This window comes from Rhizobium sp. SL86, from assembly GCF_026672545.1.
Classification (GTDB): domain Bacteria; phylum Pseudomonadota; class Alphaproteobacteria; order Rhizobiales; family Rhizobiaceae; genus Neorhizobium.
Genome location: NZ_JAPPRJ010000001.1, coordinates 1,638,186 through 1,651,340 on the forward strand (window position 1 = coordinate 1,638,186; position 13,155 = coordinate 1,651,340).

Below are 13,155 nucleotides of genomic sequence, written 5' to 3' on the forward strand. Positions count from 1 at the left end.
TTAACCGATATCGGCCTTCGTGCCCGCCCTGCCTGCTTCCATACGCTTGATCTGCGCCACGCGCAGGCGGTCGATCTTGCGCAGATCCGCATCCTCAAGCAGCATCGCCGCCTCGACCCACAGGTCGACGACATCGATCAGTTCCTGGTGCGTCAAGGGGTTCACGCGCCGCTTCACCTCACGCAGCGTCCGGTAGATCATGTGCTTGCGCGAATGGCGTGCCACGAACTCGCGCACGGCGGTTTCGCCCTCGCCATCTTCGACCACCACGTCCACCAGGCCCATCTGGTGTAGATCGTCGGCGCTGTAGATCTGGCCGCCCATGATCATCTTGGTGGCGCGTGTCGGGTCAAGCCGTCGCGACAGGAAGCTGTAGGCGCCCATGCCGGGAAACAGATTGAACAGGATTTCCGGCAGGCCGAACTTCGCGCTCTTTTCGGCAATGATGATGTCGGAGGCCATGGCGGCCTCGAAACCGCCGCCGAGTGCGTCCCCCTGCACCAGCGAGATCAGCACGATCGGCAGGTCCAGGCTCATCGAGGAAGAATAGACCAGATCGACGCAGTCACGGGCGTAGCGGCGCAATCCCTCGCGATCGCGTGCGCGGATATGCTTGCCGAAATAACCAAGATCGCCGCCGAGGTTGAAGATGCCGGGCATCTTCGAGCCGTTGACCAGGTAAAGCAGCGGTTGCTCACCCTCTGCACCGTTCACGAGCGCCTGTATCTCGCCGCGCAGGCGGCTGAGATCGGCCAGCAGGCCCGGCGTATAACTCGGCGCCTCGACCGGGTTCATGAAGTACCACAGCGTGCGCATGGCCGGGTCGAGCCGGAGACTGAGATTGTCGTAGGTGGTTGCCGGAAACCGCAACTCCAGCGGAAGGGGGGCTGTCTGGCGGTTCCCCTTGGCGTCCGTCGGTTCGATCTCGGGCGAGTGCCAAGGCACCTGATGGTCACGATAATCCTGCGCCGTCACGTCTGTCATTGCCGTCATCCCGTTGCCTCGTAGCCGACACCTTATCAGAACGTTCCGGTCTGCGAAGTGCCGGATTAACCAATCCTTAAGTTTGCTTAATAAACGTGGTTAACGATTGATTGATCCCGTCGTCGCCGCGATCTGCGCGGAATTGTACCCTTCGGAACTCTTCGGATGCCTGCCTGTTAGTGAACAAGCCAACACGGCACGCGAACCAGGAGATTAAGATGGCAGACGCACGCAGCATTTTCGTCACGGGATTGAAGAACGCCCATGCGATGGAAAACCAGGCGCTTTCGATCATGAAGCCGCAGGTGTCCCGCATCGAGAACTATCCGGAGGTGGCCGACATGCTGGAACGTCACATCCGCGAGACGGAAGGCCAGATCGATCGGCTCGAAACGATCCTGTCGGGCCTGTCGGAAAGCCCCTCCACGATGAAGGACATGGCGCTCTCCATGGGCGGTTCGATGGCGGCGCTTGGCCATACGATGGCTCCGGACGAGATCGTCAAGAATTCCTTCGCCAACTTCGCCTTCGAAAACTACGAGATCGCCGCCTACAAGTCGTTGATGACGGTGGCAGAACTCGGGGGGTTCCCGGAAGCGATGTCCGGGCTGAAGGCTAATCTCGAGGAAGAAGAATCCATGGCGCGCTGGATCGAAAACAACCTGCGCAGCCTGACGATGAAGTTCGCCTCGCTCAAGGAGGCGGGGGCGTCGGCCAAGGTCTGATCCCGCCCGCCCGCTTCGGGTAGCCGATATTTTCGCGATGTTCAGATCAAGCCCCGGACCGCCTCTTGCGCGGCCCGGGGCTTTGTTGTATTTGACGATTCAACATTTCAAGGAATATAGAAATATGGACGAGAAACACGCTGTCGATCTGTTTGGAGCGCTGTCGCAGGAGACACGACTGAAGATCGTCCGCATGCTGGTGGTATCCGGTCCGGACGGCATGGCCGCCGGTGCGGTTGCCGAAGCGGTCGGTGTCTCGCCGTCGAACGTCTCCTTCCACCTGAAGGAACTGGAGCGGGTCGGCATGGTCACGGCGACGCGCGAATCCCGCTCGATCATCTACACCGCCGCCTATGACCATCTCGCCGATCTCATCCGCTTCCTGATGGAAGACTGCTGTGCCGGCCGTCCCGAAATCTGCCTGCCTGCCGTTTCCGTTGCCGAATGCTGTGTTCCCGCCACCTAAGGAGAGCCATCCATGACCGACCGCGTCTATAATGTCCTGTTTCTCTGCACCGGCAATTCCGCCCGCTCCATCATCGCGGAAGCCATCCTCAACCGGCTTGGCCAGGGCAAGTTCAAGGCCTATTCCGCCGGCTCGCAGCCGAAGGGTGAGGTTCATCCCTACACGCTGGAACTGCTGAAGGGCATGAACTACGATACGAGCTTTGCCCGGTCGAAGAACTGGGACGAGTTTGCCGCGCCCGGCGCGCCTGAGCTGGATTTCGTCTTCACCGTTTGCGACAACGCCGCCGCCGAAGCCTGCCCGGTCTGGCCGGGACAACCGATGACCGCTCATTGGGGCGTGCCGGATCCTGCCGCAGCCGAAGGGACGGAGGCCGAGCGGCATTTCGCCTTTGCCGATGCCTACCGCATGCTCAACAACCGCATCTCGATCTTCGTGAGCCTGCCGATGACCAGTCTCGACAAGCTTTCGCTGCAGAAGCGTCTGGACGAGATCGGCAAGTCCGGTGCCGCGACCCGTCCCACACCCGAGGTCGCGTGATCATGTCCACCTTCGAACGTTATCTCACGGTCTGGGTCTTCCTGTGCATCCTCGTCGGCGTATCGCTGGGCTATGCACTGCCCGGTGTCTTCCATGCCATCGCAGCGCTGGAGGTGGCCAAGGTCAACCTGCCGGTGGCCGTGCTGATCTGGCTGATGATCATTCCCATGCTCATCAAGATCGATTTTGCAGCCTTGGGGCAGGTCAGCCGCCACTGGCGTGGCATCGGCGTCACGCTCTTTATCAACTGGGCGATCAAGCCGTTTTCCATGGCGCTGCTCGGCTGGCTGTTCATCGGCTGGCTGTTTCGCCCGCTGCTGCCGGCAGACCAGATCGACAGCTATATCGCCGGGTTGATCATTCTCGCCGCCGCCCCCTGCACGGCCATGGTTTTCGTCTGGTCGAACCTGACGAAGGGCGAGCCACATTTCACGCTCTCCCAGGTGGCGCTCAATGATGCGATCATGGTGGTGGCGTTTGCGCCGATCGTTGGCCTGCTGCTCGGCCTGTCGGCCATCACGGTGCCGTGGGATACGCTAATCCTCTCGGTCGTGCTCTACATCGTGCTGCCGGTCATTGCCGCACAGCTGATCCGCCGCCAGTTGCTGGCTTCCGGCGGCGAACGGGCGCTCGAAGATCTCCTGAAGATCCTGCAGCCCGCCTCGCTCGTGGCGCTGCTGACCACGCTCGTTCTGCTCTTCGGGTTCCAGGGCGAACAGATCATCGCGCAGCCCATGGTGATCGCGCTGCTTGCCGTGCCGATCCTGATCCAGGTCTACTTCAATTCCGGCCTCGCCTATCTGCTGAACCGCGCCACCGGCGAGGCCCATTGTGTGGCCGGTCCCTCCGCACTGATCGGCGCGTCCAACTTCTTCGAGCTTGCGGTGGCGGCCGCCATCAGCCTGTTCGGTTTCCAGTCGGGGGCAGCGCTTGCCACTGTTGTCGGCGTGCTGATCGAAGTGCCCGTCATGCTCTCCGTCGTCTGGATCGTGAACCGCAGCAAGACCTGGTACGAAGCCGGCGCCTCCGTGCGTGCCGCCGCAACCGAAACGAAAGCCTGACCCATGGACGTCACCATCTACCACAATCCCGCCTGCGGCACCTCGCGCAACACGCTGGCGCTGATCCGCCACGCGGGCATCGAACCCACCGTGATCGAATATCTGCAGACCCCGCCCTCGCGCGACACCCTGAAGACGATGATTGCCGATGCCGGACTGTCCGTGCGCGAGGCGATCCGTGAAAAGGGCACGCCCTTTGCCGAACTCGGTCTCGACAATCCGTCGCTGAGCGACGACCAGCTCCTCGACGCCATGCTCGAACACCCGATCCTGATCAACCGCCCCTTCGTGGTGACCCCGCTCGGCACACGGCTGTCGCGCCCGTCCGAACTGGTGCTGGAGATCCTGCCGGAGACGTTCACGGGTCCCTTCGTCAAGGAGGATGGCGAGCAGGTTCTGGATGCGGAGGGCAAACGCCTTGGCTGATACCCCCCTTGAGACGGGTGCCGATCTGCCGGCACTCGATTCCCGCCACCTGCGGCCGATCGATCTTGCCGCGCTGCGCCCTGCCTTTTCCACGCACAAGCCGCGCATCTTGATCCTCTACGGGTCGCTCCGGACGATCTCCTATAGCCGGCTCCTGGCAGAGGAGGCCGGGCGGCTTCTGACCGAACTTGGCTGCGAGGTACGTTTCTTCGATCCGAAGGGCCTGCCGCTTCCCGATGCCGAACCGGTCAGCCATCCGAAGGTGCAGGAACTTCGCGACCTGTCGCAATGGTCCGAGGGGCAGGTCTGGGTCAGCCCCGAACGCCACGGCGCGATGACCGGCATCCTGAAGACGCAGATCGACTGGATTCCCCTGTCCGTCGGCTCCATCCGCCCCACCCAGGGCAAGACGCTCGCCATCATGCAGGTCTCCGGCGGCTCGCAATCCTTCAACGCGCTCAACCAGATGCGCGTGCTCGGCCGCTGGATGCGGATGATCACCATTCCCAACCAGTCCTCCGTCGCGAAGGCCTTTCAGGAGTTCGACGAAAACGGCCGCATGAAACCATCCTCCTATTACGAGCGGGTGGTGGATGTCTGCGAGGAACTGGTGAAGTTCACCTGGTTGACGCGCGATGCCTCCGCTTACTTGACCGACCGTTACAGCGAGCGCAAGGAAACAGCTGATAAACTCGAAGCCCGTGTACAGCTGAAATCCCTATGACATCCCGTCCCCCGGTCGCCGCCATTGTCTCGCTGGGGCTTACCCAGATCATCGGTTACGGCACGCTCTATTACAGCTTCAGCATTCTCGCGCCTGATATGGCGCGGGATTTCGGCTGGAGCGTCGACTGGGTGTTCGGTCTTCTGTCCGCCTCGTTGTTCGTGTCGGGGCTGGTCGCACCCTTTGCCGGCCGGCTGATGGATCGTTTCGGTGCCGGGCGGGTCATGACGCTTGGTTCGCTGGCGGCGGCCCTGTCGCTGATCATCTGCGCCGTCGCGCCTCATCGCGGCGTCTTCATTGCCGGTCTCCTGCTGACGGAACTCTCCTCCAATCTCGTGCAATATGGCGCGGCCTTCGCGCTTCTGGTGGAAATCCGCCCGCGCGAGGCCAAACGCAGCATTACCTATCTCACGCTGATTGCCGGTTTCGCTTCCACCATCTTCTGGCCGGTCACGACGGTTCTGCACACGCATCTGTCCTGGCAGCAGGTCTATCTCGTGTTTGCCGCCCTCAACCTCGTGCTCTGCCTGCCGCTGCATGCCTGGCTCAGCCTTTATGGCCGCGGCGGACGGCGGGCGGATGAAAGCGCCTCGGGCAGCGCCCAGGTCGTCACCGGGCTGCTGCCTGCCGCCTACCGGCAACAGGGTTTTGCCCTGATGCTCATCGGCATGGGGCTGCTCTCCTTCGTCAACACCGCGCTGTTGTTCCACATGGTGCCGGTGCTGACCGGGCTCGGCCTCGGAGGCACGGCGGTTCTGGTCGCAACCCTGTTCGGTCCGGCGCAGGTTCTCAGCCGCTTCACCAACATGATCTTCGGCAAGAATCTCGGGGCTCTCCAGCTTGCCGTGCTGACGGCCGTCTTCGCGCCACTCGGCATCCTGGTGCTGACGCTCACCTATCCTTTCGTGCCCGGCGCCATGCTGTTTGCCATCGTCTTCGGTTTCGGCTCGGGCCTCTCCAGCATCGTCTTCGGCACGCTGCCGCTCGCCCTTTTCGGCAGCGAAGGTTATGGCGCCCGCCAGGGCCAGCTGACGCTTGTCAGGCTGGCCGCCTCGGCACTTTCGCCCTTCGGCCTTGCCGTCATTCTGGAACGCACGGGACCGGACATGGTGCTGTGGTCGCTGATCGGCCTCGGTCTTGTCGCACTTCTGTTTTTCCTGGCACTGGCGCGGCTGGGACGCGTGGCGCTGCAGCCGGCATGAGTGAGATAGACATGCTCCTCCTCTTCCCGCCTGCGTTGAGAGAGGCTGAGCCGCTAACACATCAGCATCAGCGCCCCTCATCCGGCCTGGCGGCCACCGTCTCCCCGCGGGCGGCAAGCCTATGAATTTGAAATAAGACCCCTCCCAACCCTCCCCACAAGGGGGAGGGCTTAGCCCAGCCGATCCGCCGGAGCCGATCGAGGCCCAGGCGGTTCCTGCAACGTGTCTCCCCCCTTGTGGGGGAGATGCCCGGCAGGGCAGAGGGGGGTTTTCTCTGATATGCCTTAGCTCTGCCGCGGGAAGAAGGGGACACGCGGCAACCGACTTATTCCGCGGCCTGGTCTATCGGTCGGGCGCTGGGCAGCTTGCCCATCAGCACTTCTTCGGCCGTCGCCTTGTGGTTCTTCACCGAACTTGTCCACTGGCCCCAGATCGACGGATCGATCACGTCGCCGTTCCTGCCAAGCTGCTGTAGCCGCTTCTGGTCGTCGTCGGTCAGCACCTGTTTCGGCAGCGGTCCCAGCCCCTTAACATCCTCTGCCGAAATGCCGAGCTTTTCGCCGACCCGGCGGCCATAGTCGTCATGCACCAGGAAGAAGTGCCACACCATGCGTTCCTGCACGTCGCGCTGACATTGCGAGAGGAGATCGCCCATATTGGTGATCAGGTCGTCGCGCTCCCAATCCATCATGGTGCAGAAGCGACCGCGTGCCTGCGCGTAATCATTGCGCCGCTCCAGCACGGCGCGCGTCAGCGGCCCGCGAATTTCCGGCGGGCGGTTCGGCTCCTCGCGCGGGTTTTCGGAAAGCCCGTCATGGATCGAGGGTTCGTAGTTCACATGCGGATTCTGGCCGGGGGCAAGGTCGCGCTGGAAACTCATCTGCCCGCCGGAGAGATTGGTCGCCACCTGGGCGTTCTTCGCCTGGTTCACCGGCAGCTGAAGATAGTTCGTGCCGACGCGGTAACGCTGCGTGTCGGAATAGGAGAAGGTGCGGCCCACCAGCATCTTGTCGTCGGAGAAGTCGAGCCCGTCCACCAGCACGCCGGTGCCCATGGCGATCTGTTCGTTTTCGTTGAAGAAATCCTCGACATTGCGGTTCAGCGTCATGGTGCCGATGTGGCGCAGCGGAAACTGGTGTTCCGGCCAGATCTTCGTGTCGTCCAGCGGGTCCCAGTCGAGTTCCGGATGGTCGTGATCCTCCATGATCTGCACGAACATGTCCCATTGCGGGTAATCGCCGTGTTCGATCGCGGTGAACAGGTCCTTTGAGGCAGAGCCGAAGTCCTGGCCCTGGACCTTCGCAGCTTCCTCTGCCGTCAGGCTGGCCAGTCCGGCGCGCGGATGGAAGTGGTATTTCACCAAGACGGTCTCGCCCTTGTCGTTCACCATCTTGTAGGTGTTGACGCCAAAACCCTCCATGTGGCGATAGCTTGCCGGAATGCCGCGCGGCGAAAACAGGTGGGTGAGCATGTGCATGCTCTCCGGCGTCTGGCTCATGAAGTCAAAAATACGGTTCGGCTCCTGACGGAAGGTCACCGGGTCGGGCTTCAGCGAATGGATGACGTCCGGGAACTTGATCGCATCTCGGATGAAGAAGACGGCGAGATTGTTGCCCACCAGATCCCAGTTGCCATCTTCGGTATAGAACTTCACCGCAAAACCGCGTGGGTCGCGCGCCACTTCGGAGGAATCGCGTCCGCCGATGACGGTCGAGAAACGGATGGCGAGCGGCGTCTTTTTGCCCGCCTGCTGGAACAGCTTGGCGCGCGTATAGGTCGAAGCCGGTTCCTCGCCGATCTTGCCGGTCGCCTCGAACTCGCCGTAACAGACGAAGCCGCGCGCATGCACCACGCGTTCCGGAATGCGTTCGCGGTCGAAATGGGTGATCTTTTCCAGGAACTGATAGTTTTCCAGCGTCGCCGGACCGCGCGCGCCAACGGTGCGCATCGACTGGTTGTTGACAACCGGATGGCCCTGCCGATTTGTCAGCGTCTGGTCGCTCGTACCTGTCGGCATGTTGCCTCGTTTGTTCTCGTCCATGTCCGTCCCTTTCTCGTCTGGCTGTCGTCTGGAGAGAGTTTGGTCCCGGGGACATGCGTCGCAAACGCATACCGGGCCGTGACCGGTTAACTTGTGGCGCAAGCGAGCGTTCCAGCCCCTCCTCGATTTTCAGCAAGGGGTGAGGAAGAAGAAGGAACCGAGGCGGGTTCAGCCACGTTCAATGCCACCACATCGGGGGAGGGGTCATGTCAGACCAACAGTCGGAAACACGCATGGCAGAGCATCTGGGGAAGAGCCAAACCGGATCGGGCCATGAGCTGAAGCGGGTTATGGGGCCGGGCCTGCTTCTTCTGTTCATCGTCGGCGATATTCTCGGCACCGGCATCTATGCACTGACCGGCCAGGTGGCGGCGGAAGTCGGCGGTGTTGTCTGGCTGCCCTTTCTCGTGGCCTTCGTCGTCGCGCTGCTCACCGCCTTCAGCTATCTGGAACTGGTAACGAAATATCCGAAGGCGGCCGGGGCAGCACTTTACACCCACAAGGCCTTCGGCGTGCATTTTCTCACCTTCCTGGTGGCATTCGCGGTCATGTCCTCCGGGATCACCTCGGCCTCCACCGCCTCGCGCGCCTTTGCCGCCAATTTCGTTGCCGCGACCGGCATGGCGGATGGCGGTTTTCTCGTGACCGGTGTGGCACTCGCCTTCATTGCGCTCGTCGCCATCGTCAATTTCCGCGGCGTCGGTGAAAGCGTCATGGTCAATGTGGTGCTGACCGTCGTGGAACTGAGCGGCCTGCTTCTGATCATCGGCATCGGTTTCTGGGCGATCTGGGGTGGCGAGGGCGATGTCTCACGCGCCTTTACCTTCCAGCCGCCGGAAGGCGGGGGCATGTTCTGGCCGGTGATTGCCGCCACCACGCTCGCCTTTTTCGCCATGGTCGGCTTCGAGGATTCGGTCAATATGGCCGAGGAATGCAAGGACCCGAGCCGCATCTTCCCAAAGGTCCTGCTCGGCGGCCTTGTGCTGACCGGTCTCATCTATGTGCTGGTGTCGATTTCGGCGATCACGCTCGTTCCCGCCGCAGAACTCGGCGAGGGCGAAACACCGCTTCTGAAGGTGGTGCAGGCCGGTGCGCCCGGTTTCCCCATCGGCATTTTTGGCATCATCACCATGTTTGCGGTCGCTAATTCGGCGCTGATCAACATGATGATGGCAAGCCGGCTGATCTACGGCATGGCGAAGGAAAACGTGCTGCCGCCGCTGTTGGGAGCCGTCCATCCCGGCCGCCGCACGCCCTATGTCGCGATCCTGTTCACCACGGTGATCGCGGTCGGGCTGATCACCTTCGTCGGAGGCGTGCCGGCGCTCGGCGGCACCACGGCTCTGCTTCTGCTCTGTGTCTTCACCATCGTCAATATCGCCGTTCTCGTGCTGCGCAAGGATAAGGTGGAGCACAAACATTTCCGCACGCCAACCGTGGTGCCGGTTCTGGGGGCCGTCACCTGCGCCTTCCTCGCCGGTCCCTGGACCGGTCGCGATCCGGTGCAGTACAGCATTGCCGGCATTCTGCTGGCGGTCGGCGTGGTGCTCTGGTTCGTGACGGTGCGGGTGATGAAGGGTATCGCGGCACCAGCCTGAGCGGTCTTAGCCGTGCCGGTCGCGCCAGCAGGCTTGCGCACCGGCGACAGGGAGCGTGGTCGCCTCATAAACCCCGCGTGCTGCGGCGCGGGCAAAGGTCAGCGTCGCCAGGTGGCAGAGTTCCATGAAATCCATCGGATCATCGAGGGCGGTCTTTCCGGTCGCGGCGGCAAACACGGTATCGCCATCGGCCGGAAGATGAGCGGGCAGCACGGCGCGCGCCAAACCGTCCTGCGCCATGATCGAGAGGCGATGCGCCTGCGCCTTGGTGAGCCGTGCATCGGTCACCACAAGCCCGATGGTCGTCGCCTTCAGGTTCACGCCCTTCAATCTGAGCGATGTATCGCCGGCAGTGAATGCTGCTGGCAGGCCGAGACCGCCGAACTCAGCATGCTCTTCAAAGGGTGCTGCCCAGAAATGCGGCCCATCGCCCACCGTTGCCGAACCGAGCGCATTGACCGCCACCAGCGCCGCGATGCGATGCCCTCTGGAGGAGAGGGCGCTCGCGGACCCCAGGCCACCCTTGACGGTCGCGGTGGTGGCCCCCGTCCCGGCGCCGACGGTTCCGAGCGCGAATTCGCCCTTGGACGCAGCTCTGAAGGCCTCGTAGCCCATCTCGCGATAGGGGGAATAGAGACCCCAATCCTTGTTGCCGCCGTTCAGAAGATCCATCAGGATCGCCTGCGGCACGATCGGCACCTTGGTCGAGCCGACCTCAAGGCCGCGGCCGATCGCGCGCAATCCCGCCTGCACGCCGCCCGCCGCATCGAGCCCGAAGGCGGAGCCACCGGAAAGCACCAGCGCATCGACCTTGTCCACGGTCATCGCCGGATCGAGAAGGGCGGTATCGCGCCCGCCCGGCGCGCCCCCCAGCACGCTGCCCGACGCGATCGCCGGCTCATCGAAGACCACAACCGTCACGCCGGATCCCAACGCCAGATCCGTCGCATGGCCAACGCTGACGCCCTCAATGTCGGTCAGCAGGTTGAGGCGGTCGGTCATGGGGGCGTCCTTAGCGTGTCGTCGATTCGCCACGGAAGACTAGCGTTTTGCGTTGGCTCTGTCTTGGTCAGGCGCTCGGGGCTGCCCGTAGCCAATCAGTCTTCCGAAGCCGTTTCATCCGGAGCGTCTTCGGCCTGTCGCAGTTCCTTCGGCGCCAGCGCATCCTGCTGGCGTCCGTCGCGAATGGCGGCGATTTCGATCACGCCATCCTTCATACGGATCGTGAGCACCAGGGGTGGCATGCTCACCTTGCGTGTCCCCTTGATCAGCCCTTTTTCCGTCATGTTGGGAAAGGATGCGAGAAGGATCTTCTGCCGTTCCAGCCGCTCGATCAGGCGTCGGGCAGCCCGAGGATCAATCTCTGCCAGTTCCGTGATCCGGGCCAGAAACCAGCGTTCTGCCGATCTGGAAAGCCGGACACGCGGCATCAGACGGCCCGGCGGCGGTTAAGTTCTGCAGTCTCCACGATCCGCCTGGCTTTTTCCAGGACATCGTCCAGTTCGATGCTGTCGCCCCGGTCGAGTTCATCAAGGCCCTGCGCATCCTCAAGAGCTTGCCTGCCCGTGCTTGCGAGATACTGATCCAGTGCCTGCCGCATCAACGTGGCCGGATCCTGCTCCAGAATTCCGGCCAGGCGGTCGAAGGCTGCAACCGTCTCGGACGGCAGGGTCAGGGACACCTGTGTCTTGTTATCGTCTGCCATGCCACGATCTCCGTCGTCCGGAAAAGGATAGTCCTGGGGAGGCGGAGAGTCAAAATACGCGTTGTTCTTCGGGGGCAACAGCCTCGCCGCTGCCCCCAAGGGGAACGATCAGCCGATATCGAACTTCACGCCCTGGGCCAGCGGCAGGGTGCGGCCATAGTTCAGCGTGTTGGTGGCGCGGCGCATATAGGCCTTCCAGCTGTCCGAGCCGGATTCGCGGCCGCCGCCGGTTTCCTTTTCGCCGCCGAAGGCACCGCCGATTTCGGCACCGGACGGGCCGATATTGACATTGGCGATGCCGCAATCGGAGCCGCGGGCGGAGATGAAGGTCTCGGCTTCCCGCATGTCATTGGTGAAGATCGAGGAGGAGAGGCCCTGCGGCACGCCGTTGTGCAGGTCGAGCACCGCATCAAATTCCGAATACCGCATCACGTAAAGGATCGGTGCGAAGGTTTCCTCCACCACCGGACCGCATTGCGAGGGCATTTCGACGATGGCCGGGCGGACGTAATAGGCGTCTGCCGCGTCGTCCGTCAGCACCCGTTCGCCGCCGGTCACCGAACCGCCTTCGGCCTTGGCCGCCTCGAGCGCCTTCTGCATACGTTCGAACGAGGCCTTGTCGATCAGCGGGCCGACCAGATTGCCGTCCACCATCGGATTGCCGATCGTCACCGACTGATAGGCCTTCTGCAGACGCGGCACGAGGGCGTCATAAACGCTGTCGTGCACGAAAAGGCGACGCAGCGTCGTGCAGCGCTGGCCGGCCGTGCCCATGGCGGCAAAGGCGACGCCGCGCAGGGTGAGATCGAGATCGGCCGTCGGCGTGACGATCGCGGCATTGTTGCCGCCGAGTTCGAGGATCGCGCGGGCAAACCGCTTGGCAAGCCGCGGACCGACGGCACGGCCCATGGCGGTGGAACCAGTGGCCGAGACCAGCGGCACCTTCGGATGATCGACCAGAACCTCGCCGATCTCGCGTCCGCCGATGATCAGCGTCGAGAGGTTTTGTGGTGCCGTGCCGCCTTCGGCCACGTAACGTTTTACCGCCTTCTCGAAGATCGCCTGGGTGGCAAGCGCCGTCAGCGGCGTCTTTTCGGACGGCTTCCAGACGGTGGCATTGCCGCAGACCAAAGCCAGCGCCGCATTCCAGGCCCAGACGGCGACCGGGAAATTGAAGGCGGAGATGATGCCGACCACGCCCAGCGGATGCCAGGTTTCCATCATCCGGTGGTCGGCGCGTTCGGTGGCGATCGTGAGACCATAAAGCTGACGGGACAGACCGACGGCGAAATCGCAGATGTCGATCATTTCCTGCACTTCGCCGAGACCCTCGGAGGTGATCTTGCCGACCTCGATCGAAACGAGGCGGCCGAGATCGGCCTTGGCGGCGCGTAGTTCTTCGCCGAGCAGGCGGATCAGTTCGCCGCGCTTCGGGGCGGGCACGTTCCGCCAGGTGAGAAAGGCCTGATGCGCTGCGTCGATCACCGCACCCGTTGCATCAGCGGACAGTTCGGCCACCTGGCCGATCTCGCGTCCGGTGATCGGCGAACGGACGGAAAGCGTGCCGCCCTTGAAGGCTGCGGCATCCACGCCGAGGCGGGAGAGAATGGCATCCGCTTCCGCGGCAAGGTTCAGGGTGGCAAGCGTCATGAGGATCGTCTCTCATCTTTCTCTTGAGGTCTT

Annotated in this window: 14 protein-coding genes; 8 read left to right on the forward strand and 6 right to left on the reverse strand. The window is 62.8% G+C overall.

Annotated features, from left to right (window positions below; genetic code table 11):
• Entirely contained in the window at positions 1 to 993 is a 993-nt protein-coding gene (locus OU993_RS08185; RefSeq protein ID WP_268156063.1) for a crotonase/enoyl-CoA hydratase family protein, read from the reverse strand.
• 209 nt (positions 994 to 1,202) lie between these two features.
• On the opposite strand from OU993_RS08185, the gene OU993_RS08190 reads away from it, so the two are divergent.
• From OU993_RS08190 to arsK, 7 genes are all read left to right on the forward strand, one after another.
• Positions 1,203 to 1,709, forward strand: a complete 507-nt coding sequence (locus tag OU993_RS08190; RefSeq protein ID WP_268156065.1) for a ferritin-like domain-containing protein — start codon at positions 1,203 to 1,205, stop codon at positions 1,707 to 1,709.
• Between the two features lie 124 nt (positions 1,710 to 1,833).
• Entirely contained in the window at positions 1,834 to 2,175 is a 342-nt protein-coding gene (locus OU993_RS08195) for an ArsR/SmtB family transcription factor (RefSeq protein ID WP_268156067.1), read from the forward strand.
• Positions 2,176 to 2,187: 12 nt separating this feature from the next.
• Positions 2,188 to 2,715: an arsenate reductase ArsC gene (locus OU993_RS08200; protein ID WP_268156069.1), complete on the forward strand. Its 528-nt coding sequence runs from the start codon at positions 2,188 to 2,190 to the stop codon at positions 2,713 to 2,715.
• Positions 2,716 to 2,717: 2 nt separating this feature from the next.
• Positions 2,718 to 3,776, forward strand: a complete 1,059-nt coding sequence (gene arsB, locus OU993_RS08205) for an ACR3 family arsenite efflux transporter (protein ID WP_268156071.1) — start codon at positions 2,718 to 2,720, stop codon at positions 3,774 to 3,776.
• Positions 3,777 to 3,779: 3 nt separating this feature from the next.
• A complete protein-coding gene (arsC, locus tag OU993_RS08210) occupies positions 3,780 to 4,202 on the forward strand; it encodes an arsenate reductase (glutaredoxin) (protein WP_268156073.1) in 423 nt (140 codons plus the stop codon).
• Positions 4,177 to 4,926 carry an arsenical resistance protein ArsH gene (gene arsH / locus OU993_RS08215; RefSeq protein ID WP_268156074.1) on the forward strand — a complete coding sequence of 250 codons (750 nt, stop codon included), beginning with the start codon at positions 4,177 to 4,179 and terminating at the stop codon, positions 4,924 to 4,926. Before arsC ends, arsH begins: the two co-directional genes overlap by 26 nt.
• Entirely contained in the window at positions 4,923 to 6,128 is a 1,206-nt protein-coding gene (gene arsK, locus OU993_RS08220; protein ID WP_268156075.1) for an arsenite efflux MFS transporter ArsK, read from the forward strand. Before arsH ends, arsK begins: the two co-directional genes overlap by 4 nt.
• Positions 6,129 to 6,453: 325 nt before the next feature.
• Here arsK and OU993_RS08225 read toward each other — a convergent pair whose 3' ends face one another.
• The gene (locus OU993_RS08225) at positions 6,454 to 8,145 is read right to left on the reverse strand and encodes a catalase (RefSeq protein WP_268156077.1); all 1,692 of its coding nucleotides are present in this window, start codon (positions 8,143 to 8,145) and stop codon (positions 6,454 to 6,456) included.
• A 257-nt stretch (positions 8,146 to 8,402) separates the two neighbouring features.
• Between OU993_RS08225 and OU993_RS08230 the strand changes: the two genes are divergently transcribed.
• Positions 8,403 to 9,767 carry an APC family permease gene (locus OU993_RS08230; protein ID WP_268156079.1) on the forward strand — a complete coding sequence of 455 codons (1,365 nt, stop codon included), beginning with the start codon at positions 8,403 to 8,405 and terminating at the stop codon, positions 9,765 to 9,767.
• Between the two features lie 6 nt (positions 9,768 to 9,773).
• Here OU993_RS08230 and OU993_RS08235 read toward each other — a convergent pair whose 3' ends face one another.
• The 4 genes from OU993_RS08235 to amaB form a co-directional block, all read right to left on the reverse strand.
• Complete coding sequence (locus tag OU993_RS08235; protein ID WP_268156081.1) at positions 9,774 to 10,769, reverse strand: P1 family peptidase; 996 nt, start codon at positions 10,767 to 10,769, stop codon at positions 9,774 to 9,776.
• Between the two features lie 95 nt (positions 10,770 to 10,864).
• Entirely contained in the window at positions 10,865 to 11,197 is a 333-nt protein-coding gene (locus OU993_RS08240) for a type II toxin-antitoxin system RelE/ParE family toxin (RefSeq protein ID WP_268156083.1), read from the reverse strand.
• Positions 11,197 to 11,472: a CopG family ribbon-helix-helix protein gene (locus OU993_RS08245; protein ID WP_268156085.1), complete on the reverse strand. Its 276-nt coding sequence runs from the start codon at positions 11,470 to 11,472 to the stop codon at positions 11,197 to 11,199. Before OU993_RS08245 ends, OU993_RS08240 begins: the two co-directional genes overlap by 1 nt.
• A gap of 108 nt (positions 11,473 to 11,580) precedes the next feature.
• Entirely contained in the window at positions 11,581 to 13,122 is a 1,542-nt protein-coding gene (gene amaB, locus OU993_RS08250) for an L-piperidine-6-carboxylate dehydrogenase (RefSeq protein ID WP_268156087.1), read from the reverse strand.
• Positions 13,123 to 13,155: the final 33 nt, after the last annotated feature.

Coding starts and splice junctions, on each gene's coding strand:
- OU993_RS08185 (WP_268156063.1), bottom strand. CDS start 993: ATGACGGCAATGACAGACGTGACGGCGCAGGATTATCGTGACCATCAG.
- OU993_RS08190 (WP_268156065.1), top strand. CDS start 1,203: ATGGCAGACGCACGCAGCATTTTCGTCACGGGATTGAAGAACGCCCAT.
- OU993_RS08195 (WP_268156067.1), top strand. CDS start 1,834: ATGGACGAGAAACACGCTGTCGATCTGTTTGGAGCGCTGTCGCAGGAG.
- OU993_RS08200 (WP_268156069.1), top strand. CDS start 2,188: ATGACCGACCGCGTCTATAATGTCCTGTTTCTCTGCACCGGCAATTCC.
- arsB (WP_268156071.1), top strand. CDS start 2,718: ATGTCCACCTTCGAACGTTATCTCACGGTCTGGGTCTTCCTGTGCATC.
- arsC (WP_268156073.1), top strand. CDS start 3,780: ATGGACGTCACCATCTACCACAATCCCGCCTGCGGCACCTCGCGCAAC.
- arsH (WP_268156074.1), top strand. CDS start 4,177: ATGCGGAGGGCAAACGCCTTGGCTGATACCCCCCTTGAGACGGGTGCC.
- arsK (WP_268156075.1), top strand. CDS start 4,923: ATGACATCCCGTCCCCCGGTCGCCGCCATTGTCTCGCTGGGGCTTACC.
- OU993_RS08225 (WP_268156077.1), bottom strand. CDS start 8,145: ATGCCGACAGGTACGAGCGACCAGACGCTGACAAATCGGCAGGGCCAT.
- OU993_RS08230 (WP_268156079.1), top strand. CDS start 8,403: ATGGCAGAGCATCTGGGGAAGAGCCAAACCGGATCGGGCCATGAGCTG.
- OU993_RS08235 (WP_268156081.1), bottom strand. CDS start 10,769: ATGACCGACCGCCTCAACCTGCTGACCGACATTGAGGGCGTCAGCGTT.
- OU993_RS08240 (WP_268156083.1), bottom strand. CDS start 11,197: ATGCCGCGTGTCCGGCTTTCCAGATCGGCAGAACGCTGGTTTCTGGCC.
- OU993_RS08245 (WP_268156085.1), bottom strand. CDS start 11,472: ATGGCAGACGATAACAAGACACAGGTGTCCCTGACCCTGCCGTCCGAG.
- amaB (WP_268156087.1), bottom strand. CDS start 13,122: ATGACGCTTGCCACCCTGAACCTTGCCGCGGAAGCGGATGCCATTCTC.